Annotated in this window: 23 protein-coding genes; 22 read left to right on the top strand and 1 reads right to left on the bottom strand. The window is 71.6% G+C overall.

Annotated elements, in window-relative coordinates; genetic code table 11:
- Positions 1 to 8 precede the first annotated feature (8 nt).
- The 10 genes from H4N64_RS10275 (at position 9) to H4N64_RS10320 (ending at position 13187) form a co-directional block, all read left to right on the top strand.
- Entirely contained in the window at positions 9 to 1001 is a 993-nt protein-coding gene (locus tag H4N64_RS10275) for an ATP-binding cassette domain-containing protein (RefSeq protein ID WP_186281898.1), read from the top strand.
- On the top strand, positions 998 to 1834 hold the full coding sequence (locus tag H4N64_RS10280; protein ID WP_186281899.1) for an ABC transporter permease: 837 nt from the start codon (positions 998 to 1000) through the stop codon (positions 1832 to 1834). The genes H4N64_RS10275 and H4N64_RS10280 overlap by 4 nt, the downstream gene beginning before the upstream one ends.
- 16 nt (positions 1835 to 1850) lie before the next feature.
- Entirely contained in the window at positions 1851 to 2918 is a 1068-nt protein-coding gene (locus H4N64_RS10285; protein WP_186281900.1) for a glucose-1-phosphate thymidylyltransferase, read from the top strand.
- Positions 2915 to 3871 (top strand): dTDP-glucose 4,6-dehydratase, encoded by a 957-nt coding sequence (rfbB, locus tag H4N64_RS10290; protein ID WP_186281901.1) that lies wholly within the window; start codon positions 2915 to 2917, stop codon positions 3869 to 3871. The genes H4N64_RS10285 and rfbB overlap by 4 nt, the downstream gene beginning before the upstream one ends.
- Positions 3872 to 3877: 6 nt before the next feature.
- Complete coding sequence (locus tag H4N64_RS10295; RefSeq protein WP_186281902.1) at positions 3878 to 5035, top strand: nucleotide disphospho-sugar-binding domain-containing protein; 1158 nt, start codon at positions 3878 to 3880, stop codon at positions 5033 to 5035.
- Positions 5036 to 5203: 168 nt separating this feature from the next.
- The gene (locus H4N64_RS10300) at positions 5204 to 6913 is read left to right on the top strand and encodes a hypothetical protein (protein ID WP_186281903.1); all 1710 of its coding nucleotides are present in this window, start codon (positions 5204 to 5206) and stop codon (positions 6911 to 6913) included.
- A complete protein-coding gene (locus H4N64_RS10305; RefSeq protein WP_186281904.1) occupies positions 6906 to 8903 on the top strand; it encodes a TOMM precursor leader peptide-binding protein in 1998 nt (665 codons plus the stop codon). The genes H4N64_RS10300 and H4N64_RS10305 overlap by 8 nt, the downstream gene beginning before the upstream one ends.
- Positions 8904 to 8917: 14 nt before the next feature.
- Positions 8918 to 10504: a SagB family peptide dehydrogenase gene (locus H4N64_RS10310; protein ID WP_186281905.1), complete on the top strand. Its 1587-nt coding sequence runs from the start codon at positions 8918 to 8920 to the stop codon at positions 10502 to 10504.
- Positions 10501 to 12015, top strand: a complete 1515-nt coding sequence (locus H4N64_RS10315) for a SagB/ThcOx family dehydrogenase (RefSeq protein ID WP_186281906.1) — start codon at positions 10501 to 10503, stop codon at positions 12013 to 12015. The genes H4N64_RS10310 and H4N64_RS10315 overlap by 4 nt, the downstream gene beginning before the upstream one ends.
- A complete protein-coding gene (locus H4N64_RS10320; RefSeq protein ID WP_186281907.1) occupies positions 12015 to 13187 on the top strand; it encodes an NAD(P)/FAD-dependent oxidoreductase in 1173 nt (390 codons plus the stop codon). The genes H4N64_RS10315 and H4N64_RS10320 overlap by 1 nt, the downstream gene beginning before the upstream one ends.
- A 49-nt stretch (positions 13188 to 13236) precedes the next feature.
- Here the strand turns inward: H4N64_RS10320 and H4N64_RS10325 are convergent, their stop codons facing one another.
- Positions 13237 to 13929: a LuxR C-terminal-related transcriptional regulator gene (locus H4N64_RS10325; protein ID WP_186281908.1), complete on the bottom strand. Its 693-nt coding sequence runs from the start codon at positions 13927 to 13929 to the stop codon at positions 13237 to 13239.
- A gap of 283 nt (positions 13930 to 14212) precedes the next feature.
- Here H4N64_RS10325 and H4N64_RS10330 point away from each other — a divergent pair, with 283 nt between their 5' ends.
- Genes H4N64_RS10330 through H4N64_RS10385 form a run of 12 tightly spaced genes read left to right on the top strand, consistent with a single transcriptional unit; the run spans position 14213 to position 24980 of the window.
- Positions 14213 to 15454 carry a cytochrome P450 gene (locus H4N64_RS10330; protein WP_186281909.1) on the top strand — a complete coding sequence of 414 codons (1242 nt, stop codon included), beginning with the start codon at positions 14213 to 14215 and terminating at the stop codon, positions 15452 to 15454.
- Positions 15455 to 15456: 2 nt separating this feature from the next.
- Complete coding sequence (locus H4N64_RS10335) at positions 15457 to 16497, top strand: acetylserotonin O-methyltransferase (protein ID WP_260859646.1); 1041 nt, start codon at positions 15457 to 15459, stop codon at positions 16495 to 16497.
- A gap of 29 nt (positions 16498 to 16526) precedes the next feature.
- The gene (locus tag H4N64_RS10340) at positions 16527 to 17480 is read left to right on the top strand and encodes a diiron oxygenase (RefSeq protein WP_186281911.1); all 954 of its coding nucleotides are present in this window, start codon (positions 16527 to 16529) and stop codon (positions 17478 to 17480) included.
- The gene (gene dcd, locus H4N64_RS10345) at positions 17477 to 18007 is read left to right on the top strand and encodes a dCTP deaminase (RefSeq protein ID WP_186281912.1); all 531 of its coding nucleotides are present in this window, start codon (positions 17477 to 17479) and stop codon (positions 18005 to 18007) included. Before H4N64_RS10340 ends, dcd begins: the two co-directional genes overlap by 4 nt.
- Positions 18004 to 18531 (top strand): dCTP deaminase, encoded by a 528-nt coding sequence (locus tag H4N64_RS10350; RefSeq protein WP_186281913.1) that lies wholly within the window; start codon positions 18004 to 18006, stop codon positions 18529 to 18531. Before dcd ends, H4N64_RS10350 begins: the two co-directional genes overlap by 4 nt.
- Entirely contained in the window at positions 18528 to 19625 is a 1098-nt protein-coding gene (locus tag H4N64_RS10355; RefSeq protein WP_186281914.1) for a glycosyltransferase, read from the top strand. The genes H4N64_RS10350 and H4N64_RS10355 overlap by 4 nt, the downstream gene beginning before the upstream one ends.
- 27 nt (positions 19626 to 19652) lie before the next feature.
- Positions 19653 to 20306 (top strand): HAD family hydrolase, encoded by a 654-nt coding sequence (locus H4N64_RS10360; protein WP_186281915.1) that lies wholly within the window; start codon positions 19653 to 19655, stop codon positions 20304 to 20306.
- A 3-nt stretch (positions 20307 to 20309) separates the two neighbouring features.
- Complete coding sequence (locus tag H4N64_RS10365; protein ID WP_186281916.1) at positions 20310 to 21008, top strand: copper homeostasis protein CutC; 699 nt, start codon at positions 20310 to 20312, stop codon at positions 21006 to 21008.
- Position 21009: 1 nt separating this feature from the next.
- A complete protein-coding gene (locus H4N64_RS10370) occupies positions 21010 to 21489 on the top strand; it encodes an HIT family protein (RefSeq protein ID WP_260859633.1) in 480 nt (159 codons plus the stop codon).
- Positions 21473 to 22495, top strand: a complete 1023-nt coding sequence (locus H4N64_RS10375; RefSeq protein WP_186281917.1) for a phytanoyl-CoA dioxygenase family protein — start codon at positions 21473 to 21475, stop codon at positions 22493 to 22495. The genes H4N64_RS10370 and H4N64_RS10375 overlap by 17 nt, the downstream gene beginning before the upstream one ends.
- Before the next feature lie 50 nt (positions 22496 to 22545).
- On the top strand, positions 22546 to 23802 hold the full coding sequence (locus H4N64_RS10380; protein WP_186281918.1) for a DUF6271 family protein: 1257 nt from the start codon (positions 22546 to 22548) through the stop codon (positions 23800 to 23802).
- Complete coding sequence (locus H4N64_RS10385; RefSeq protein WP_186281919.1) at positions 23799 to 24980, top strand: type III PLP-dependent enzyme; 1182 nt, start codon at positions 23799 to 23801, stop codon at positions 24978 to 24980. The genes H4N64_RS10380 and H4N64_RS10385 overlap by 4 nt, the downstream gene beginning before the upstream one ends.
- Position 24981: the final 1 nt, after the last annotated feature.

Below are 24981 nucleotides of genomic sequence, written 5' to 3' on the forward strand. Positions count from 1 at the left end.
GAGAACCCGTGCCCCCACCCCCTCTCGACGCCGCCGCGATCGAGGTACGCGGTCTGCGTAAACGGTTCGGGCCGATCTCCGCGCTGGGCGGGGTCGACCTCACCGTCGAGCCCGGCACCGTCTGCGGTCTGCTCGGGCCCAATGGAGCGGGGAAGACCACGCTGGTCCGGATCCTGGCCACCCTGTCGCTGCCGGACGGCGGTGTCGCCCGCGTCGCCGGACACGATGTCGTCCAGCACCCCGCCCGGGTGCGCGGAAGCATCGCGCTGACCGGACAGTACGCCTCGGTGGACGAGGTGATCAGCGGCCGCGACAACCTGGAGATGTTCGCCCGCCTCTACCGCATGCGGGGGCCCGCCGTACGGCGCAGGGCCGAGGAGCTGCTGGAGCGGTTCGGCCTGGAGGACGCGGCCCACCGGCCGGTGCGGACGTACTCCGGGGGCATGCGCCGACGACTCGATCTCGCGGTCGGACTTGTCGTCCCGCCCGGTGTGATCTTCCTCGACGAGCCGACGACGGGGCTCGATCCGCAGAGCCGCGGCGGGCTCTGGGAGAGCGTGCGGGAGCTGGTGAGGGCCGGAACCACCGTGCTGCTCACCACGCAGTACCTGGACGAGGCCGACCAGCTCGCGGACCGGATCGCCGTGCTGGCCGATCCGGAGGGCACCGGAGGCCGGGTCGTCGCCGAGGGCACGCCGTTCGAGCTGAAGTCCGCGCTCGGCGGCGAGTCCATCGACCTCACGGTGCGCCACGCCGAACAGCTAGGTCCTGCCACCGAGATCCTGGCCCGCGCGGGCGGCCGACTCCCCACGACCGGTGACGACCCACGCCGGGTGACCCTGGCCGTCGGCGCCGAGGCGGAACCCGGTACGGCCGTGCTCGCCGCCGCGCTGCGCGAACTGGACGCCGCCGGGATCGCCGTAGAAGATCTCGCTCTGCGGCGCCCGACGTTGGACGAGGTCTTCCTCAACCTCATGAACCGGCAGCGGGAGGCCGTGTGAACACGCCCTTGCCCCCGACCGCCTGGACCACGTCCGACGAACCCCCGCTCGCACGGCTGCGCTGGGCCGCCGGTGACGCGGTGACCGTCGCCCGGCGCTATCTGATCCATCTGCGCAGCGCCCCGGAACGGGCCGCCATGGCGCTGGTGATCCCGCTGCTCTTCACCATGCTGTTCGTCTATGTGCTCGGCAGCAACATGCGGCCGCCGGGCGGTGGTTCGTACGTCGACTTCCTGGTGCCGGGCATGCTGGCGCAGATGGCGGTGTTCGGCATCGCGGCGAGCGCGGCCGTGGTTGCCGAGGACAAGGACCGGGGGGTCACCGACCGCTTCCACTCGCTGCCCATGAGCCGTACCGGCGTGCCCGTCGGGCAGTCGCTGGCCGAGTGCCTGGGCGGGGTCATCACCCTTGTGGTGATGGCTGGTTGTGGGCTCCTGGTCGGCTGGCGTCCGACGGGAGTCGTCGCGGGGCTCGCTCTGCTGCTCCTCGTCCGCTACGCGTTCAGCTGGCTGGGGATGTGGATCGGCCTGGTCATGCCCTCGCGGTCAGCCACGGACTTCGTCGGGATGCTGATGTTCCCGCTGACCATGATCTCCAACATCTTCGTCCCCACCGAAGGACTGCCGGCCGGGCTGCGCCTTGCCGCCGACTGGAATCCGGTGAGCGCGGTGGTGGCGGCCGTACGGGAGCTGTTCGGCAACCCCGTCGCCGTGCCCGCGGACGCCGCCTGGCCGATCGCGCACCCGGTCGTCGCCACCCTCGGCTGGTGCCTGCTGCTGCTCGTGGTCTTCGGCCCGCTGACGGTGGCCGCGTTCCGTGCGCCGAAGCACTGACATCGAAAGGAGCCTTGTGAAAGCCCTCGTGCTGGCGGGCGGCGCGGGCACCCGACTGCGCCCGATCACCCACACCTCCGCCAAACAGCTCGTCCCCATCGCCAACAAGCCCGTCCTCTTCTACGGCCTCGAAGCCATCGCCGACGCCGGGATCAAGGACGTCGGAGTGGTCGTCGGCGACACCGCCGACGAGATCCGGCGTGCCGTCGGCGACGGCTCCGACTTCGGGCTGCGGGTGACCTATCTGCCGCAGCCCCGGCCGCTGGGGCTCGCGCATGCCGTCGTGATCGCCCGCGAATTCCTCGGCGACGACGACTTCCTGATGTATCTCGGCGACAACTTCATTGTCGGGGGCATCACTTCGCTGCTCGACGAGTTCCGCACCCAACGCCCCGACGCTCAGCTGATGTTGACCCGGGTTCCGAACCCGAGCGCGTTCGGCGTCGCCACGCTGTCCGCCGACGGCCGGGTCAGGGACCTGGCGGAGAAACCGGAGCTGCCCGCGAGCGATCTGGCCATCGTCGGCGCCTATCTGTTCACCCCCGCGGTGCACGCGGCCGTTCGCGCCATCGCCCCCTCCGACCGGGGGGAACTGGAGATCACCGACGCGCTGCGCCTGATGCTCGCCCAGGGCCGGGAGATCCGACCGACCGTGATCACCGGGTACTGGAAGGACACCGGCACCGTCGACGACATGCTGGAGGCGAACCGCAGTGTCCTGGAGGTGCTCGAACCCGCGGTCGAGGGCACCGTCAGCGCCGACAGCGAACTCGTCGGACGGGTGCGGGTGTGCGCGGGCGCGGTCGTGCGCGGTTCCCGGATCGTCGGTCCCGCGCTGATCGGCGCGGGGTCGGTCGTCGTCAACTCCTATGTGGGGCCCTCCACTTCGATCGCCGAGAACTGCCGGGTCGAGGACAGCGAGATCGAATTCTCCATCGTGCTGAACGACGCGTCCATCAGCGGAGTCCGCCGTATCGACGCCTCCCTCATCGGCTGCCATGTCCAGGTGGCGCCCGCGCCCCGCGTTCCCAGCTCCCACCGCCTGGTCCTGGGCGACCACAGCACGGTCCGGATCGCCTCATGACGCACTTCCTCGTCACCGGAGCGGCCGGGTTCATCGGCTCCCACTTTGTCCGCGAACTCCTCGCAGGACCTGAGGACATCGAGGTCACCGTCCTGGACGCGCTGACCTATGCCGGGAACCCGGCGAACCTCGCGCCGGTGCTGGGCGATCCGAGACTGCGGTTCGTGCACGGGGACATCGCAGACGCGCCACTCGTCGAGAAGCTGCTGCCGCCCGGCTCGGTGGTGGTCAACTTCGCCGCCGAGAGCCATGTCGACCGCTCCATCGCCGCCGCCGACGCCTTCGTACGCACCAATGTCCTGGGCACGCGGGTCCTGCTCGACGCGGCGCTGGCCGCCGGCGCCCGGTGTTTTCTGCAGGTGTCGACGGACGAGGTGTACGGCTCCATCGAGGAGGGCTCCTGGACCGAGGAGGCCCCCGTCCGGCCGAACTCCCCGTACGCCGCCACAAAGGCCGCCGCCGACCTGCTGGCCCTCTCCTACGCCCGCACCCACGGGCTCGACGTGCGGATCACCCGATGCAGCAACAACTACGGCTCGGGGCAGCACCCGGAGAAGCTGATCCCGCGGTTCGTGACGCTGCTGCTCGCCGGTGAAACGGTGCCGCTGTACGGCGACGGCGGCAACGTCCGGGACTGGCTGCATGTCTCCGACCACTGCCGGGCCCTCCGGCTCGTCCTCGAACGCGGGACGCCCGGCGAGGTCTACAACGTGGGCGGCGGCACCCAGTTGACCAACCGGGACCTGACCGGGCTGCTGCTCGACGCCTGCGGTGCCGACTGGGACGCGGTGCGCCCGGTCGCCGACCGCAAGGGGCACGACCGCCGTTACCGCGTGGACGACGGCAAGCTGCGGCGCCTCGGGCACCGGCCCGAAGTCCCCTTCGCGCAGGGGCTCGCGGACACCGTCGACTGGTACCGCCTGTCCATCGACCACCCTTCGACAAGGAAGTAGCCGGCCGTGCGTGTCCTGTTCGCCGTCTTTCCCGTCGCGGACCATGCCTTCCCCGTGGTCCCGCTCGCCTGGGCGCTCCAGAACGCGGGCCACGAGGTGCGGATCGCCACCCACCCCGACCTGGTGGGCGCGGTGACCGGGGCGGGGCTCGCCGCCGTCCCCGTGGGCCGGGGCGAAGACCTCGCCGCGCTTACGGACCTCAGCCGGAACCCCGCCCTGTCCGGCCACCCCGGAGGCGGTCTGGACGTCGGCCCGGGCGACTGCCCCGACTGGGGGGCGAAGTGGTTCCGCACGACCCGGGTGTTCGCGGCGCAGCGGCCCCTGCTGGAGGAGCTCACCGGCGTCGTCGTGCGCCGGCGCCCCGACCTCGTCCTGTGGGACCCCTTCTGCCTCCCGGCCGCCGTCGCCGCCCGGGTCGGCGGAGCGGCCCACGCCCGGCTGCTGTGGGGACGGGACAACATCGCCTGGCTGCGTGGGCGTTCCGCGCGCTACCGGGATCGGGCGGCCCCCGGCGGCGGCTGGCCTGAGCCGCTGGAGGAGACGATGCAGCAGCTCCTCGAACCGTACGGACTGCCCTACGAGGAGGAACTGGTCCTCGGCCAGTGGACGGTTGACCCGATGCCACCCGGGATGCGCCTGCCGGCACCGGGCGTGCGGTACGAGAACGTGCGCTGGGTGCCGTACAGCGGAGGCGTGAGCGTGCCGGAGTGGCTGCACAGGCGGCCCCTTCGGCCACGGGTCTGGGCGACGCCGGGCACGACGGGCATGATCGGTTCCCTGGCGGAGTCGGAGATCGAGCTGGTGTCCGCCGGGGACTCGGAGCCGCAGGTCCCCCTTGCTCACCTGCTCCCCAGCTGCTCCGCTGTCGTCCACCACGGCGGAGCAGAGCTGTTCGCCTCCGCCGCCGCGGCGGGTGTACCCCAGCTGATCGTGCCGAAGCCGACCTGGGACGAGGAGGCCTCGGCGGCGCAACTCGTCCGCAAGGGCGCCGGAATCGCCGTCAGCGGCGGCGAGTTCGGCCCGGATTCGCTACGGACACTCCTTCAGGAACCCTCATTCCACGAGCGGGCCACCGCCTGGCGCGATGAGCTCGCCCGGCTTCCCGGGCCCGCGGAACTCGTGCCGGTGCTGGAGAGACTGACCAGCCATCACCAGCGGATCTGAGAAGCGGTCCCCCACACCAGTGGGAGACCGGGCCCGCCCGCGGCTTCACGGCGGAGGCAGGAATGCAGACTGCCGACGGACGACGGGGGGCGGCCCCGCTGACACGATCGACATCACGACTCGCCCGGGGCATGCACGCCCGACCAGCCGAACGCGGAGTCCTCCACCATGCAGAGCACCATCGCGGCCATGCGCCCGCGCATGAGAACCGGCGTCTTCTTCGCCCCGACCCCGGAAGGGGACGGCGTCCTGCTGACCAAGGGCAGCGACATCGTCACCTTCCAGGGCGCCTCGACCTACGCGTGGCTGGAGAAGCTCTCCCCGCATCTCGACGGCCGCCACAGCGTCGGCGACCTCACCGCGAGCATGCGGCCCGCGACGCGCGCGATGGTCGAGCGGCTTGTCGGGGCGCTGCACGACGCCGGTCTGGTGCGGGATGTCGCCGAGGACGAGGAGCACTCCCTGACGGAGCGTGAACTGGAGGAGTACGGCGCCGAGATCGCGTTCGTGGAGGCGTTCCGGGCGTCACCCGCGCTGCGGTTCCAGCGGTACCGCCGGACGCGGTTGCTGGTGGTGGGGTCGGGATCGGTGCTCGCCGCCGCGGTGGAGGGCACGCTGCTCACCGGTGTGGCTCAAGTGCAGAGCCTGGACGCGGGGTCGCTGGACGCGTCGCAGCTGCAACGGGCGGTGGAGGCCGCCGACTTGGTGCTGTACGCGGCCGACCGCGTGGACCCCGGCCTGCTGGCGGCGGTCGACCTTGCGTGCGCGGAGCTCGGGCGGACATTGATCCCCGTGACGCTCCTGGGCGAGGAGGCGTGGGTCGGGCCGGTGTGCCCGGCGGACCGTCCGGCGCTGCGCTGGGGGAGTCTGTGGCGGAGGCTGGGCAGCCCGGATGCGGCCCGGAGCGAGTTCCTCACCGGGCCCGTCCCCGGCATCGTCGCCAACCACCTGGTGTTCCGCGCCTTTGAGCACGTCACCGGGGTCGCGGAGGAGGACACCTCGTCGGCGGGTGTCGTCCGTATCGACTTGGAGACATTGCAGACATCCGTCCATAAGCTCCCTGCGGCGCCGTCGGAATCAGGGGAACTCGCCGAGCGAGTGGGTGCGTTGACCGACGAACGGCTCGGTGTGCTGGGCCCGGTGTCCGAGGGGCACTACGAGCAGTTCCCGCTGCGGGTCGTACGGGTTGCCGTCTCCGACCCCGTGAGTCCCGGGGCGTCCTTCCCGGTGTGGGGTGCGGGCGCCGACTTCGCGCAGGCCCAGGACGCCGCCCTGCGGCACGGGCTCGCGGCGTACGCCGTGCGCTCGGGTACGGGCGAGGCGCTTCCCGTCGGTACGGCCGCCGGGGCGACGAGGGACGCCGCCGTCGAGGGGGCGTTGCTCGACCTCTGTCTGCGCAGGCTGCTCGGCGCCGCCGTACCGGAGGAGGAGAGCCCACTGGCGCTCGACGACCTCGAACTGACCGTCGGCGCGGGCAGGTTCCGGGATCTGCTGCTGACCACGGGGGAGGAGCTGTCGGCGTACGCCCTCCGGGCCCCGGCCGGGGTGACCGCGTACGCCTTCCGCCTCGGTGACGCGGAGACGGGGCTGGTCGAGCGGGGTGTCGGCTTCGCGCCCGGCGAGGCCGCCGAATCGGGCCTCGGGCGGCTGCTGCTGGCCCACCAGGCCCACAGCCACGGCCAGACCGAGTACGTGCCGTCGCCCGCGGTCGCCCTGTGGACCTCCGCCGAGGCGGACGCCGCCCCGGAACGGTACGGCCCGCTCGTCGAGGCCCTGCGTGCCGACGGCCTCGACCCCGTGGTCGTACCGCTCGACCAGGACCCGGCCGTGCATGCCGTACTGCCGCACATCGTCCGGGTGGTGCTGCGCGATGCCTGAGAGGACATCCTGCGCCCCGGCCCGTCCGGTCGCCGTGATCGGCGACGGCGGTCTGCTCGACCGTGCCACGGCCGCGGTAGTGGCCCGCACCTACCCGCTGATACGCCCGGACATCGGCGCGCTCGACGGCTGCGCGGCCGTGTTGGTGCCCTCGGACAGCGCTCTCCACGCCGAGGTCCGCAAGGCCGCTGAGGCGGCCGGCATCCCCTGGCTTCCGCTGCGCACCGAGGCGGACGCCATCCAGGTGGGGCCCGTGGCCGGCGGCCCCGGCGACGCCTGTCCGACCTGCGCCGACTGGCGTCGTCGCCTCGCCCGCGACAAGGCGCAGCACCACGAGACCCTGCGCGCCCGGCACGGTACCGCCCTCGCCGCGCACCGCTCGCCGCTGCTCACCCGGGCTGCGGCGGCCGTGGCGGCCGAACTCGCCGTGGACCTGCTCGACGCGGCGCTCTCCGGCAGACCCGTGCCCGAGGACACCGCCGAGGGCCGCCGCCCCGGCGACCGGTTCCTCCAGGTCGACCTGGCCTCGCTCGCCGTCAGCTCCCACCGCTGTCTGCCGTACTCGCTCTGCGAGGACTGCGGCGGCCTGCCGCCCGACGGCCCCGAAGCGGCGCGGATCACCCCGGTCTCCCGTCCCAAGCCCGCGCCTGATGTCTTCCGGGTGCAGAACGTCGTAGCGCGCGAGCAGGAGCTGTACGACATCTACGTCGACAGCGCCGCCGGTGTCGTGCCCTGCGTGGACGACGAACGCGGCGGACCGCTGCCCCGCGCGGTGGCGCCGCTCAGCTCGCTGCGCGGCAACAGCTCCCAGCACGGCTGGGGTCGTACCACCGACTACCGCACCTCACGGATCACCGCCGTGCTCGAAGCGCTGGAGCGGTTCGGCGGGGAGCAGCCCCGGGGCCGGCGGACCACGGTCACGGCGAGCCGGCGGGAACTGGGGGAGCGGGCCCTGGACCCGCATGTCCTCGGGCTCTACCCGGACGAGCGGTACGACCTGCCCGGGTTCCCCTACCTCCGGTACCACGAGGACCTGGTGATGCCCTGGGTGTGGGGCTACTCCTTCGCCCGCGGCGAGCCCGTGCTCGTACCGGAGCGGTACGCCTACTACGCCGCGCACAGCCACGACGATCCGCGCTTCGTCTACGAGATCTCCAACGGCTGCGCCATGGGCGGCTGTCTGGAGGAGGCCATCCTGTGCGGTCTGCTGGAGGTGGCCGAGCGGGACGCCTTCCTGATGACCTGGTACGGGCGGATGCCGATCCCGCGCGTCGACCCGGGCTCCGCGCGGGACCGTTCCATCCCGATGATGATCGAGCACTTGCGCCATCGGACCGGGTACGAGGTCCAGCTCTACTCGGCCACCCTGGAACAGGGCGTGCCCTGCTTCTGGGCAGTGGGCCTGGACGCGCTCGACGACCCGGGCAGGCCACGCGTGCTGTGCGCGGGCGGCTCCGCGCTGCTGGCCGAGAAGGCCGTGGTGAACGTCCTGCACGAGATGGCGCATCTGCTGGAGCACGCCAAGATCTACGACGCCGAGGAACGAGCGCGGGCAGCCGCCATGGTCCGGGACCCCTCCCTGGTCAAGGTGATGGGCGACCACTCCGTGCTCTACAGCCACGAGGACGCCTTCGACCGGTTCGACTTCCTGCTGGGGGAGCGCGAGGCACGGCCGTTCGCGAGCTTCGAGGAGCAGTGGCGGTGGCCCGCGCACACCGATCTGCGGGCGGATCTGGAGGAGATGCTCCACCGCTATCTGGACCGGGGCATGGATGTCGTCGTCGTGGACCAGACGACCCCGGAGCACCGGGCGGGCAGTTTCGCCTGCGTCAAGGTCATGGTGCCCGGCACGCTGCCGATGACCTTCGGACACCAGAACCGGCGGGTCGACGGACTGCCCCGGCTGCTCCGGGTGCCGTACGAACTTGGTTATCGGGAGCGCGAGTTGACGCCCGAGGACATCAACCCCCACCCCCACCCCTTCCCGTGAGGACGACAGCGCGGATGACCGCCATCGAACGGCCCGTCCGGGCCCCCGAGTCGCCCGGCGCACGGTACTGGCACCGGTCCCTGCACGACTACGCCGACCTGATCGGGCAGGGACCGGGCGGCCGGGAGGGCGGAGCGGAGGAACCGGAGCGGTTCACCCGCTTCGGCGGACTGCCCCGGTACCCGCTGCCCGCACCGCCCGGGACGCTCGGCCCGCTGGCCCGGTGCTTCGGCCCGCCGGGTGCCGGACACGCGACGACGGTCTCCGCACCGACCGCCGCCTTCCACTCGGCGCTGCTCCACTACACCTGCGGTGTGCTGCGCACGGAGTTGGGGCCCACGGCCCGCTGGCCGTACCACCGGGCCGTCCCCTCCGCCCGGTGCTTCGCGCCGGTCGAGACATATCTGTGGACGCCCGGGCACGAGGAACTCCCGGCGGGCGTCTACGCCTACGACCCCGCCCACCACACCCTGGTCCTGCTGCGGGCCGGGGACTTCCGGGCCCTGCTCGGCGCGGCGCTCGGAGCGGACCTCGGCGACGCCGTCGGGGTGCTGCTGCTGTCCACCGTCTTCTGGCGTACGGCCTTCCGGTACGGCGCCTACGCGTACCGACTGTGCGCGCAGGAGACGGGTCTGGTGGCCGGCAACGCCCTGATGGTCGCGGGTGCCCTCGGTGTACGGGGGCATCTGCACCATCAGTTCCTCGACGGGGTGCTGGAGCGGCTGACGGGCGCATCGCGTCCCGACGAGAGCATAGCGGCGGTGCTGCCCCTGTACGGCAGCGACGTCGACCGGCCGATCCTGCGTTCCACGGCGCGGCACACCGAGGCCGAACTGTGCGCCGGGATCGGGGAAGTCGGCCGCCCCGCATCCGCGGCCACCGGCATCCGCGCCCTCGCGGACCTCGTCGAGGTGGACAGCGCCGCCCGTCTCACCGATACGGCGTCCTTCGCCCGGTTGGCCCCTTCGGTGTCCCCGCCCAGTGCTGTCGTCGCCCCGGCCGGGGAGCTCGGCCACTGCCTGCGCCAACGCACCTCCGGCGCCCCGGCGTTCCACCCGAAGCGGCGGCCGGTGCCGCTGGAGACGATCCTGAGGGCCGTACGGCCCGCCTTCGCGCCGTTCGTGTCCGACGCCGTGCCGCACGGCACCGCACCGCCCGTCACCGCGCACGTGTGGGCGGTCGACGTCACCGGGGCCGAGGGCGGCGTACATGAGATGACCGTGCGGGGCCTGCGGTATGTGGAGCCCGCCCGGGCCGCAGACCTCGGTCTGGAGGCGGCCAACATCAACTACCGCACGGTGAACGCCGTGGTGTTCCTGTCGGTGCCCGCGCGGGATGGCCAAGTGGCCTTCGACGACCGGGGGTTCAGGGTGCTGCATCACGAGGCGGGGGCCGTGGCGCAGCGCGTGTGCGTGCTGAGTGCCGTGTCCGGGCTCGCCGCGCGGATCCACAACGGCTACCCGGCCGGGAGGCTGGCACGCGCCCTCCGACTCCCGCCGGGGCACGAGCCGGTGTTCCAGATCGCGCTCGGCACACCGGGCGCCGACGAACGCTATCTGATGCCCCTCCCCACGCCCTGGAAGGCGGTGCCGGCCGCATGACCACGTACGCCACTTCGGCAGCCCTGGACTATCTTGCCTCGGGCCACCAGCCGCCGGACGCACTCCCCGCCGCCGACCCGCTCCGGCTCCCGCCCGTCCACAAGCGTTACCCGTCGGCGGCCCGCCAGGTCCTGCCGCCGCCCCCCGACGACCCACGGCACGACGAGCTGCTGCCGTGTCTGTCCTGGCTGCTGCACCGGACCAACGGCCTGACCAGGATGCGCTGGATGAGCGGCATCATGCCGCTCGGCCTCGGCGCCCCCGCCGCCCGACGGGTCCTGCTGTCACCGGGCCGCACGGGAGCGGCCTCGGGTTCCCGCTACCCCGTCGAGGTCTACGTCGCCCACCCGGACCATGACGGTCTGCCCGCCGGACTCTCGCACTACGACCCGGTGCACCACGTCCTGGAACGCCTGCGAGAGGGCGACGGACGCGCCCTGCTCACGCCGTTGCTCGCCGAACCACCGGCCCAGGAGCCGGAGTTCGTCCTTCTGCTGAGCAGCGTGCTGTGGCGCAACGCGGCCAAGTACGGCGTGTTCGGCTACCGCCTGCTGAGCCTCGACGCCGGTGTCGCGGTCGCGCAGGCGGTAGCCGCGGCCGAGGCGACCGGGCTGACCGCACGGGTCCATCCGCGGTACGACGACGCCGCGTTGGACGAGACGCTGGGCCTGTCCCCTTTCGCGGAGAGCGTGTTCGCGGTGGTCACCCTGCACCGGCCGGACAGCCCGCGAACGTCGGCCACGCCGGCGACCTGGCGCGGCCAGATACCTTCCGCCAAGCCCGACCCGGTGCCCATCACCAAGATCCCCGCCCTGGCGGAGGTGGCCGCCCTGCACGCCGCCGTCCGCCGCGCCGCGCCGGAAGGCTCCGCCACCCTCCCGCCCCTCCCCGACGCGCCCCGGCACGCACTGCCCCCGGCCTCCCTCGATGTGGCGGACGGCTTCGCGGGCAGGCGCACCGTCTACGGCTATCGCCCGGGGCCGGTTCCGCAGCAGACGCTCGCCGCGCTGCTCGCCGCGGCCGCGGAACCGGTCGTCGACGGAACGCCGGTCCAACTGGCCGGAGCCGTACAGCGGGTCCCCGGAGTGGAGACCGGCGCCCACCTGTACGACGCGGCCGGACACGCCCTTGTCGCCACCCGGGGGGCGGACGCCGTGACTGCGGTCATCACCGCCGCCAAGAGCCCCATGCTGGCCGACGAGTGCCGTACCGCCACCGCGGTCCTCGCGCCCTGCGGCGATCTGCGGACCGGCATCGAGCGCTTCGGTGACCGCTGGTACCGCGCGCAGAACATCGCGGCCGGTGCGGCGGCCCAGCGGATCGCCCTGGCCGCCGCGGCCGCGGGACTTGAGAGCCATGTGCACTGCGACTTCGACCCGGAAGGCGTGCGGTCCGCCCTCGGCCTGAGCGCGGGCCCGCTCCAGCCGCTGGTGCTGGTCACCGTGGGACCCCGTGCACCGCACCGCACGGATCCACAACTGCCCCTGCGGGCGGAAGGGGGCGTCAACTGATGGAGTCCTACGACGTGGTGGTCGTCGGCGCGCGGAGCGCCGGCGCCTCGACCGCCCTGCTGTTCGCCCGGGCCGGGTACCGGGTCCTGCTGGTGGACCGAGCGCAGTTCCCCAGCGACACCCTCTCCACCCAGCACATCCACCGTCCCGGACTGCGGCTGCTGAAGCGGTGGGGACTGCTGGAGCGGCTCGCGGCGACCGGATGCCCGCCGGTGCGCCGGATCTCCTACACCCTCCAGGACGTCCGGCTCGACGGTCCGGTGCCTGTGGAGGAGGGCATCGACGCGGTGTACGCGCCGCGCCGGTACGTCCTGGACAGCCTGCTGATCGACGCGGCGGCCGAGGCCGGGGCCGAGTTCCTCCAGGGCTGCACCGTCACCGGCGTCACGACCGAGGGCGGCCGGGTCACCGGAGTGCGCTGCCGGATCGGCCGGGGCACGGCCGAGGTGCGGGCACGGCTGGTGGTCGGCGCGGACGGGATGCGCTCGACCCTGGCCGGGCTGGTCGGGGCCACGACGGAGCGTGAGGACATCCCGCGCACCTGTGTGTACTACGGCTACTGGGAGGGGCTGCCCGCACAGTTCGAGGTGTACGAGCGGACCGGACGGCTCATCGGCGTGGTCGGCACCCATGACGAACTGACCCTGGTGGCCGCCTACTTCCCCCAGGCGGAGTTCCAGGACGTACGACGGGACGCCGACGCCGCGTATGTGGAGGCGATCCGGACGACCGCTCCCGGCCTCGCCGAGCGCGCCCTGTCGGCCCGGCGCGTGGAGCGCCTGCGGGGCACAGGCCGTCAGCTCAACTTCTTCCGTACGGTCAAGGGTCCTGGCTGGGTCCTGGTCGGGGACGCCGGTTGCCACAAGGACTCCATCACCGGGACCGGCATCAGCGACGCCTTCGAACAGGCCGCGCTGCTGGCCGAGTCGGTCGGCGCCGGGCTGCACGACGACCGGGAGCCGGGGGCCGCGCTGGAGCGCTACGCCACAGGTCACCGGCGGCTGATGGAATCGCGCTACCGGATGGCACTGGACACCGCGCGGCTCGAAGTGACCGAGGAACGGCTGGAGTTCACACGGTGGATCGCGAGCGATCCGGCGTCCGCCGGCGCCTTCCTCTCGGTGGCGGTCAGTCATGTCGAGGCGGCCGAGCTGATTCCGGCCACGGGCTGAGGGAGGTTCCGGCGGTGGTCGGGCGCCGGAACCTCCCTCAGCCGTGCGATCAGGCCGCGCAGGGTCTGACCAGCCCCGTCTCGTACGCGAGGATCACCGCCTGGGTGCGGTCGCGCAGACCGAGCTTCTGGCACAGGTGATAGAGGTGGGATTTGACCGTGGCTTCGCTCAGCGACAGCATCTTGGCGATCACCAGGTTGGAGTGGCCGTTCGCGACCAGTGACAGCACATCACGCTCCCGGCTGGTGAGCAGCGACAGCTGCCCGGAGCCGACGGAGGCGACCTCGGGTGAACGGCTGAGCAGTCTGCCGATCAGCTGGACGGCGTTGGGTGACTTCAGGACCATCGCGCCGCCCGCGATGTCGCGGATGGCGGCGGGCAGCGTACGGGGGTCGCAGTTGCCCGGCAATAATCCGCGCACCCCGCCCTTCAGGGCCGACAGCAGCTCCGCCTGCTCCGTCCGGGAGCTGAGCATGAGCACGCCCGGCGCGGTGTCCGGGGACATTCTCCGCAGGCTCCGCGCCATGGCGATGCCGTCCACGGCGTCCGCGTCGTGATTGATGAGTGCGACATGCGGGCGCAGGCTCTGTACGGCGGCGATCATCTCCCGGCCGTCGAGTGCCTCGCCCACCACGCTGATGTCCGGTTCTCGCTCCAGGACGCTGACCAGCCCCGCTCGCATCAGATGGCGTGGGTCGCAGATCAGGACCCGTATACAGTCAGCCCCAGTTTTGTTCGTCATGCTGTGAAATAACCCCCATGAGTGCATGAATCCCGAAGACGGACATACGGGAAACCGGTCACGACCGATGGTCTGGACCACTCGTCTCGTCTGCAGACTACTGACATCGCACGGCAAAGATCTAGCGACATCCGAGCCCGGCTCAGTAACCCCAGGTGACGCGCGGTGGAGAGGTGCCCGAGGCTTCAACCCCCAGTCTGAGAAGCAAATCCGGACCACGGACGGACGACACCATCCGGCCACGGTGCGAAGGTGATCCGGTCGGTCGGCTCAGGGGGAACAGGTGCACACTCAGCCGGATCTCGATCCATTGCTCGGCTTCAGCCCGTACCGGCTGCTCACCGAACCGGACACGGTCCACCAGCGGATGCGCGAGGAACCGCCGGTCCGCCTCGTACGGGAGGAGAGCGGCTTCACCTACTGGCTGATCTCCCGGTACGCCGAGGCCCGCCAGGCGCTGCGCGACCCCGGGCTCTCCAACGACCCGCGGCGACTCGGCCACGCGGTGGACACGGACAACGCCTACTCGCCGATGGCCAACAACGACCCGCCGCACCACACCCGGCTGCGCCGGCTGGTCTCCCACGGCTTCACCCGGCGCCGGATCACCGCCCTCGCGCCCCGGGCCGAGGCGATCACCGACGGCCTCCTCGACACGATCGCGCCCGCCGGGCGTGCTGATGTGATCGCCGACCTCGCCTTCCCGCTGCCGGTGCTGGTCATCTGCGAGCTGCTGGGGGTGCCGACGCAGGACCGGGAAGCCTTCCGCGCCTGGGCCGGGCGCACCCTCTCCACCACCGCCGGGCCCCGCACCCGCGAGGAGCGCTCACGCCGGCTGCGCGCGTACTTCACCCGGCTCGTCGCCGTCAAACGGGCATCCGTACGGCCCGACCTGGCGCCGGACGAGCAGCCCGATCTGCTCAGCGCCCTCATCGTGGCGCAGGAGCAGCGCAGCAGCCTCGACGACGACGAACTCATCGGCCTCGCCGTGCTGTTGCTGGTCGCCGGGCACGAGACGACGACCAACCTCATCGGCAACGGACTGCTGACCCTGCTGCTCCGCCCCGGCCAGTTGCGGCTGCTCAGGGACGACGCGTCCCTGCTGCCGTCCGCGGTGGAGGAACTGCTGCGCTACGAGGGGTCCGCAGGGCAGTCCGCCCTGCGGGTCGCGGTCGACGACGTTGTCATCGGCGGGACCCCGATCCCCCGGGGCTCGGTCGTCAACATCGGTCTGTCCCTGGCCAACCGGGACCCCGAAGCCTTCCGGGACTCCGACAGCCTGGACGTCCGGCGCGACCCCAACCCCCATCTGGCCTTCGGACACGGCATCCACTACTGCCTCGGCGCCCCCCTCGCGCGGATGCTCGCGGCGACAGCGCTCGGAGCGCTGCTCAGCAGGTTCTCCGGCCTCCAACTGGCCGTAGCGACCGAGGAGTTGCGCTGGCGTCAGATCAGCATCCTGTGCGGGCTGACCGCACTCCCCGTCTTCTTCGATCCCGTTCGTCCGGAAACGAGTGGCACGTGACCATGATCGACCCGATGGCGGCAGCCAACCTCTACCGCCTCGCCTTCGGATTCATCCCCGCACAGATGATCCACGCCGCGGCCCGGCTGCGGCTGCCCGACCTGCTCGCGGAACAGACCCTGACCGCCGAGGAGTTGGCGGCACGCACCGACACCCGGGCCCCCGCACTGCGGCGGCTGCTGCGCGGCCTCGCCGCCATCGGCCTGGTGGAGGAGCAGGGCGAGAACGGCTTCCGGCTGGCGCCGGCGGGCCAACTGCTCCGCTCGGACGTCGAAGGCTCCGTCCGCCCGATGCTGCTGCCGTACTTCGGCGAGGCCGTCTGGGCCTCCTGGGGACGGTTCACCGACTGCCTGCGCACCGGACGCCCGGCCGTGGAGTCGGTCACCGGAGGCTCGGTGTTCGACCTGTTCGCGGCCGACCCGGAGCTGGGCGCGGAGTTCCACGCCGCGATGGCGGTCAGCGGCGGGGCGGAGGCCCAGGCGCTGGCACGGTCGTACGACTTCGACGACGTGAAGACGGTCGTGGATGTCGGCGGCGGCAACGGCGCCCTGCTCGCCGGGGTCCTCGGGCACCACCCCCACCTGCGCGGAATCCTCGTCGACACCCCGGTGGGCGTGGCCGGAGCCCCGGACACCCTCGCCGCCGCCGGGGTCGCGGACCGCTGCGAGATCCGGGCCCGGGACTTCTTCGCCTCCGTGCCCGAGGGCGGCGACCGGTATGTGATCAAGAGCGTCCTGCACGACTGGGACGACGAGAGTTGCGTGACGATCCTGAGCAACTGCCGCCGGGCCATGCCGGACACGGCCCGGGTACTGATCGTCGAGGTCGTCGCACCGCCCGTCGTGGACACCACGACCGACCCCTTCCTCACCGTCAGCGACCTCAACCTGATGGTGCTCACCCACGGCCGGGAGCGGACCGAGGAGGAGTTCACGCACCTCCTCCAAGCGGCCGGTCTGGAGCTGACAGGCATCGGCGCTCCGCTCGGCTTCAGCGGTTACCGGGTCGTCGAGGCCCGCACCGGCGCCGGAGTTGCCGAGTGACGCGGCACGACAACGGAGGAACGCAAGCGTTGGGAACCATCGAGGAATCCACCGGCCACGTCGGCCCGTCCACGCTCCGCCGGCTCGCGACGGCCTGGCCCCGGCGGGCCACGGTCCGCACCGACATGGACAAGGTCACCGGCGCGGGGGAGTACGACCCCGAACTGCTCGATTACCCGGTCACGTTGATGCCGTTCGGTGAGCACCCCGACTTCCAGGACGCGCCCGAGGACAAGCGGCGTCTGGTGAACACCCTGGGCTGGCTCGCGTACAACGAACGCGTCGTGGCCGCCGAGGAGTTCGTCGTCAACCCCACCTTCGAGAAGCTCGGTCACGCCGTCTACCCCGGAGTGGACCGCTTCGAGGTGAAGGAGATCGTGCGGCAGTCCCACATCGACGAGGTGTGGCACACGTACATGCACATGCTGGGCATGCACCGCACCCGGGAGGCCAGAGGGATCACCGCCGAACCCGACTGCGGCCACCCGGTGACGAACCGCCTGCTGTACGAGGCACAGGCCGCCTCCGGCGAGCGCTGGGAGGCCGACCTGCTCCATCTGCTGTGGACCACGGTCGGCGAGGTCAGTGTCAACGCCTTCCTCGATCTGATGGCTCGGGACACGACCGTGCAGCCGCTGCACTCGACGATCGCCCGGCTGCACGCCCGCGACGAGTCGGCGCACGGCCCGGTCATGGTCGAGGTGATGAAGGACGTCTTCGTCAATCTCAGCGCGCGGCAACAGGACTTCTTCGTGGCGTCCCTGCCCGCCGGCATCAACGCCTTCTGCGCCGAGGACTTCGACTGGTGGCTGAAGGTCCTGGAATTCGCCGGGATCCCGAAGGCCAGGGACATCATCGGGGACTCCCGGGGCGGAGGGCTCGCGGAGCTGCTCGTCACCGACTTCTCCGGGATCCTGCGCATGATCCGCGAACTCGGCGTGGAGAACCGGGTGGACTTCGACTTCGCGGGGGCGGCCGCATGATCCTCACCGGTCCCGAGATCACCGAGGCCGCGGGCGACGGACGGATCGTCATCTCCCCGTTCAACCCGGCCCAGGTGAACCCCAACAGCTACAACGTCTGTCTCGGGGACAGGCTGCTGACGTACACCGACGACGTCATCGACCCCTACCGCCCCAACGCCACCCGGGAGATCACCATCGGGGAGGACGGCTACGTCCTGCGGCCCGACCAGCTCTATCTCGGGCACACCGTGGAACAGGTCGGCTCCGACCAGTACGTGCCGCTGCTCTTCGGGCGGTCCTCGGTCGGGCGGCTCGGGCTCTTCGTGGAGATCACCGCGCCCATCGGGGACATCGGCTTCCACGGCCAGTGGACGCTGATGCTGGCACCGGTGAGGCCGCTGCGGGTGTATCCGGGGATGAAGATCGGCCAGATCATGTTCTTCGTGTCGCTCGGCGAGGTCGACCTCTACCGCGGCAAGTACCAGTCCTCGGCGGGCCCCCAGGAGTCCCGCTACTGGAAGGACGTGGCGGTGCCGACGACATGATCCTCACCCGCGAAGCCATCGCCACCGCCGTGCGGCGCGGTGACATCGTCATCGAGCCCTTCGACGCCGGCCGGATCTCCCCCAACGCCTACGACTGGCGCCTCGGGGACCGGATCCGGGTCTGCGAGGGCGACGAACTGGACGCCGCGGCCGCCACCCGCGTCACCGAGCACGTCATCCCCGCCGAGGGCATGGTGCTGCGGCCGGGACAGCTCTACCTCGGCGTCACCCACGAGCGCACCCACTCCGAGCGCTACGCCCAGATGATCAACGGCGACCGCAGCCTCGGCGCGCTGGGCATCTGGGTCCATGTCTCCGCCCCGCTCGGGCACGTCGGCCACGCCATCCACTGGACCCTGGAGATCCGGGTGGCGCGGCCGGTCCGGGTCTATCCGCTGATGCCGTTCGGGAAGATCGTCTTCCTGGTCGCCGCCGGAGCGGTCTCCAGCTACCAGGACCTGGGCCGCAAGTACACCCGGACCAGCGGGATCGACATCTCGCGGCTGTACGAGGAGCTGCGGTGAGCGGGCCCCGGGTGCTGACCGGCCTCGATCTGCCGTGGGGCAGCCCGGGCGGCAGCGTCGAACTGCTCAAGGGCCTGTATCTGGATCCGTCCGGTCCGCTGGCGGCGACAAGCACCTTCATGCTCGCCCCGGACGGCTCCCCGCCCCCGACCGAGGGTGCCCCCGCCCTGCTGGACGTCCCGGGCAAACAGCTCACCGGCGACGGCTTCTGGGCCTACGTCGACCGGCTCACGGACGCGGTCACCGCCCGCTTTCCGCACGCCGAGCAGGACGTCGTCCACCTCCAGCACCTCGCCTTCGGCGCCACCCCCGCGCTGCTGCGGGGCTATCCCAAGCAGCCCGCCATCGGCCTGGTGCACGGCACGGACCTGCTGTTCGCCGCGGAGTACGAGACGCAGGGCGAGGTGCTGCGGGAAGCGGTGGCGGCCGCGCGCTCTTTGGTGGTGCCGACCGCCGGAATGGCCGACCAACTGCGGCGCCTTGCCCCGGAGGTGGACAGCGCCCGTATCGTCCACATCCCCTGGGGGATTCCCGATGCGCTGCTGGCCGAGCCGCCCGCGCGGACCCGCCGGGACGACGGAGAGCTCCGGGTGCTGTACGCCGGCCGCCTCACCGCGGAGAAGGGAGCCGCCGCACTGGTCGCCGCCCTGTCCGGCGTACCGGGACTGCGGCTGAGCATGGCCTCACCGATGGCCGAGTTCCGGCGTCTCGCCGCCGAGCGGGACCTGTCGGCCGTACACCATCTGGGCTGGCTGACCCGGCGGGAGCTGTGGGCGGCGTTCGCCGAGCACGATCTGCTGGTGGTGCCGTCCGCGAAGCTGGAGGCGTTCGGTCTGGTGGCGGTGGAGGCCCAGGCGTGCGGGCTTCCGGTGGCCTACCAGCCGGTGCCGGGGCTGCGGGACGCGCTGGGCGACTCGGCCCTGCCTCTCGATCTGCTCGCCGAGCCGCGGCAGGCCCTGGCCGAGCTCACCGGGCTGCGCGACGACCCCGGGGCGCTGGACGGGCTGCGCCGGTCCGGATTCCGCAACGCGGCACGCTTCCCGCTCTCCAGGACCGCCCGCGAACTGGCCGCCCTCTCCAACCAGGTGCAGTGAGCCCCCGACCGTCCGAAGGAACACGACATGTACACCGCCGCGCTGTTCGATCTCGACGGCACCCTGATCGACACCGAGCCCCGCAGCCATGAGGCGTGGTCGCGGCTCTTCCGCAACCACGGGGTCCCCTACGACGAGGCCACCATCAAGGGCTTCGCCGGCCGGCCCGGCAGGGAGGCGCTCCTCGACCACCTCCCGCGCTTTGCCGGGCACACCGTGGACGAACTCTTCGCGGAGGCCCTCGGCTACACGGCGCTTCCCGACATGCCGCCCGTCAAAGCCGTGCCCGGCGCGCTCGAACTGCTGGTGCGGCTGCGGGCGTTGGGGGTGCCGCTCGGGCTGGTCACCTCGGGCACGCGGGAGTACGCCCGGCACGAGCTCGGTGCGGTGGGGGCGTTGGGCTTCTTCGACGCTCTGGTCACCTCGGACGACGTGAGCCGGGGCAAGCCGGACCCGGAAGGGTGCCTCAAGTGCTGTGCGGCGCTGGGCGTCGAGCCCGCCACGGTCGTGGTGTTCGAGGACGCTCCGGCCGGGGTGGCGGCGGCGAAGAGCGCGGGCGCCGACTGCGTGGCGATCACCTCGACGAAGTCGCCACAGGCGCTGGTCGCGGCGGATCTGATCGTCCCGGATCTCACCGGTATGTCCTGGCCGCCGGTCATCGCGTCTGATTCGGAGGTCTGAGCCATGGCGATTGTGGAAGTGGTCGTCACCTGTGCCGAGGAGGCCCTCGCGGCGGTCGCGGGCGGCGCCGACCGGCTGGAGCTGGCGGCGGACATGGACGCCGACGGCATGACCCCCTCGCTCGCGGAGTTCGTCCGTACGCGGGAGGCCGTCAGCGTTCCGCTGCGCGTCATGCTGCGCGACAAGGGCGGCTTCCAGCTCGCCGACCTCGACGAACTCCGCGCCACCGCTTCGGCGTTGAGGGCGGCGGGCGCCGAGGAGTTCGTGCTCGGGTTCCTCACCGCCGACGGCAGGTTGGACCTGCCCGCGGTCCGCGCCGTGCTCGACGCGGCTGCGGGCTGCCGCTGGACATTCCACCGGGCCGTGGACCACGCGGCCGACCGGACCGCGGTCCGGCGGGCCATCGAGGGGCTGCCCGGCCTCGACACCGTCCTGTCCGCGGGCAGCGTCACCGGAGTCGCGGCGGGCCTGGAGACGCTGCTGGCGGAGGCGGACCGCCTGGGCGAGCCGGGTTGCACGATCCCCATCATGGCCGGCGGAGGACTTCTCACGGAGCATGTCCCCGTACTGCGCGCCCGGGGCGTCGACGCCTTCCACGTCGGTACGTCGGTCCGGTACGGGGGCTGGGACAGCCCGGTCGACCCGGCCGCCGTACGCCGGTGGTGCCGCGTCGTCGAGGCGGCGCGCAAGGACGCGGGCTGACATGGCGGCCGAGTGCGTGTTCTGCGACATCGTGGCGGGCCGCCTGCACGCGGAGATCCTCTTCGAGGACGAGCGGACCGTCGCCTTCCTCGACAACACCGCGGTGATGGAGGGCCACACCCTCGTCATCCCCAAGCACCACGCGGCCGACATCTGGGCCGTCTCCGAGGACGACGCGGCGGCCGTGATGCGTACGGTCCACCGCATGGCCGCGGTCCTCGACGGCGTCCTGAAGCCGGACGGCATGACGCTGTTTCAGGCGAACCGGCCCGCAGGCTGGCAGGACGTGTTCCATCTGCATGTCCATCTGGTGCCCCGGCTGGACTCCGACCGTCTGAACCGTCCCTGGTACGTGGACCGCGCCGACCCGGCGGCCCTGGCGAGGACGCGCCGACGCATCATCCGACATCCGGCCGCTGGGCCGGAGAAGAACCGAGCGAAGAACCGAGCCTGGAGTACCCGCCATGCCCACCACACCTGACCAGCAGCACCTCCACCGAGCGGCATCGAGCCGCCCCTATTTCAGCGCGGACGGCGAGACCTACCTCGCGCAGACCCCGCTCCGCAGGATCGAGAAGTCAAGGCCGCTGCGCGTGCTGTCGGACGAGGACTTCGCCTTCTGGCGGACGTACGGCTATGTCGTCGTCCGCGAGGCGATATCCCCGGGGGCCGCGCAGAGCCTGCTGGAGTTCGCCTGGGACTTCCAGGGACTGGACCCCGAACGCCCCGAAACCTGGTACGAGGAGCGGGAGTTCCGCTCCGACCTCGACCGCGACCTGTTCGTCTACGGCTTTGTCGAGGCGTACCACCACCAGCTCATCTGGGACAGCCGTCAGACCCGGCGGGTCTACGACGCGTTCGTCGACGTATGGGACTGCGAGGAGCTGTGGGTCACGCTGGACCGGCTCAATCTCAACCCGCCCAACATCAAGAACCGTTCGCGCTCCCTGATCGAACCCACCGACGAGGGCTTCGACATCGAGCTGCACTGGGACGTGGACACCACCCTCGAAGTGCTGCCGCAGCGCGTCCAGGGCATCATCGCGCTGGGCGACACAGCGCCCGAACTGGGCGGCTTCCAGTGCGCGCCGGAGCTGTTCCGGCGGTTCGACGAGTGGCGGGTCGCCCAGCCCGCGGACCGCGATCCCATCCGGCCCGCGATCGACCGCAGGGAGTTCCCCCTGGTGCGGCCCGACCTCCGCGCCGGTGATCTGCTGATCTTCAACGGGCTGCTTGCGCACGGCGTGGCGCCCAACTCCGGCAGCGGGGTCCGCGCGGTCCAGTACCTGTCGATGATGCCCGCGCTGGAGGAACACGAGGAGCTCAGGCGCTCGCGCGTCGACTCCTGGCACACCCTCAGCACACCGGACTGGAACGGCACGTTGCTCGGCGACGCGGTGCGGCACGAATCCCTCCGGTACGGCGCCGCGAGTCTGAACAGCCTGGGCAGGAAAGTACTGGGCCTGGACTCCTGGGGCGCACGGTGAACCCGCGCGGTGTCTGCCTGGTCCTCCCCACCAACCGGGCGTGTTCCCCCATGATCTCCGCCATCGGCCAGGAGGCGGCCTACGCGGCCCGCCACTTCGACGTCGAAGTCCATCTGCTGATCCTCGACTCCTGCGACGAGCGGACCCACGCCGAGCACGCCCGCGTCGTGGCCGGACTCGACCCGGCGCCGAAGGTGACCGTCCACCATCTCGACGAGGCCCGCCAGCGGGACTTCCTGCGGACCGTGATCGACCGAGCCCGAGTCCAGAAACCGGACCTGATGCTCGACCTGATGCTTCCGGCCGACGTCTCCTACGGCGCCTGCACCAACCGCGCCTTCCTGATCGCCGCCGCGCTCGGCTGCCGCTCGGCGCACCGCCGGGACTCCGACGCCAACTACCAGTTCTGGAACGGCAGTCAGGTCTTCCCGGTCCACCCTGAGCTGACCTCGCTGGGCAAGCGCGCCGCCGAGGCGTCGGCCGGGGTGTCGGAGACGGCCCTCGATCCCGCGTACGCCGATCGCCCGGTCTCGATGGTGGGGAGCTCCTTCATCGGTGAACTGTCCGTGGACATCGGCGAGATGCGGCGGCTCGACGCGGCCGTGTACGACGACGTCGTCAGCCTGTGGGCGCCCGGTGACTGGTCGGACGAACACAAGCGCCAACTCGTCGAGGAGTCCTTCACCGGAGCAGGCACCGCCCCGTACACCGGGGACCGCTCGACGCTCACCCTGGTCGACCCCATGCGGGTGGACATGTGCAACATCGCCTTCGACAGCGGGGTGTACGAGCGGATGCCGCTGCCGCCCGCGCGGGACACCATCGGCAGCGACTACTTCCTCATCCACCTGGTCCACGACGCCACCCTCCCCGGCGTCCTGCACAACCGCCACATCGAGAACTTCCACACCCCGGAACGCCGCACGGACGCCGGGTTCATGGCCTACCAGACCCGGTTCGTGAAGTTCCTGCTGTCGATGCTCTACTTCCACTTCGTCTACGACCGGATGGCCACGGCCGGGGCCTCGCTCCTCGACGACCGGCAACAGGTCCGTGCCGACGCCGTCGCCGAACTCCTGCGGGAGAGCGCCGGGTTGGACCGCGCCGAGAACGAGTGGCGGCTGGACCGCGTGGACAGCTCGTACCGCAAACTGGGCGGCAGATACGCGCGGTTCGCCGAGACGCTCGCGCCGCGTCGTGGGCGGCTGCTCGACGAGGCCCGGCAGGACATCGAGGACTTCGCGCTGCTGGCCGAGACGTGGGGTCCGCTGGTGCGGGCGAGCCGGGACACCGGAGTGGTCACATGAGTGGGCCGCTGAGTCCGCCGCTGCGCGCGGCGCTGGCCGCCGCGGCGGAGGACGGCATCGTGTTCGACCTCGACGGCATCGCCGCCCAATATGACGAACTGGTACGGGAGTTGCCCGGCCTCGACGTCCGCTTCGCCGTCAAGTCCTGCCCGCTCGACGAGGTGCTGACCCGCCTCGCGGACCGGGGCGCCGGCTTCGACGCGGCGAGCCCCGGCGAGATCGCACTGGCGCTGCGGACCGGGGTGCCGGTGCGGCGGATCCACTACGGCAACACCGTCAAGTCCGACACCGACATCGCCGAGGCCCACCGGCTCGGCGTCCCGGACTTCGCGACCGACAGCGTCGAGGACGTCGCCGCGATCGCCGCCCACGCGCCCGGTTCCCGGGTGTTCTGCCGACTCGCCACCAGCGGAGAAGGGGCACTGTGGGGGCTGAGCCGGAAGTTCGGCTGCTCGGGGGACGACGCCGTACGGGTGCTGGAGGCGGCCCGGGCGGCGGGCCTGACCCCGGCCGGTCTGTCCCTCCATGTCGGCTCCCAGCAAATGACCACCGAAGCCTGGCGGCAGGCCTTCGACTCCCTGGCCGAGGTGCTGGAGGCGCTCCACCGGCGCGGAATCGTGCCGGACCACGTCAATCTCGGTGGTGGCCTGCCCGCGCTCGGCTATGTCGACCGGCGGGGCAGAAGGCTCGAACCCCCGCTGGACAAGATCTTCGTGGTGATCCGCGAGGGCATCGAACGGCTGAGGGACCTCTCTCCGGCCCCCCTCGACCTCCGCATGGAGCCCGGACGTCACCTGGTCGCCGACCACGGCGCGATCAGGGCCCATGTCTCCCGGCTGACCGAACGACGGCAGCCGGACGGTGCGCGCGAGCGCTGGCTGTACCTGAGCTGCGGGAAGTTCAACGGCCTTTACGAGATGGACGAGTTGCGGTACCGGCTCGTCTTTCCCACCCACCCCGGCAAGGAGTACGTGCCCGCGGTCGTCGCCGGTCCCACCTGCGACAGTGACGACGCCTACCCTCCGGATCACCCGGTGCGCGTGCCCAGGGCCGCAGCGTCGGGCGACCCGGTCTGGGTGCTGTCCGCCGGTGCGTACGCCACCAGCTATATGACGCAGGGCTTCAACGGCTTCCGCCCGCTTCCGTACACCTGGGCCGATGGCCATGGAAGGTCCTGAG

It is taken from the genome of Streptomyces cupreus, assembly GCF_014257025.1.
Lineage (GTDB): Bacteria > Actinomycetota > Actinomycetes > Streptomycetales > Streptomycetaceae > Streptomyces > Streptomyces cupreus.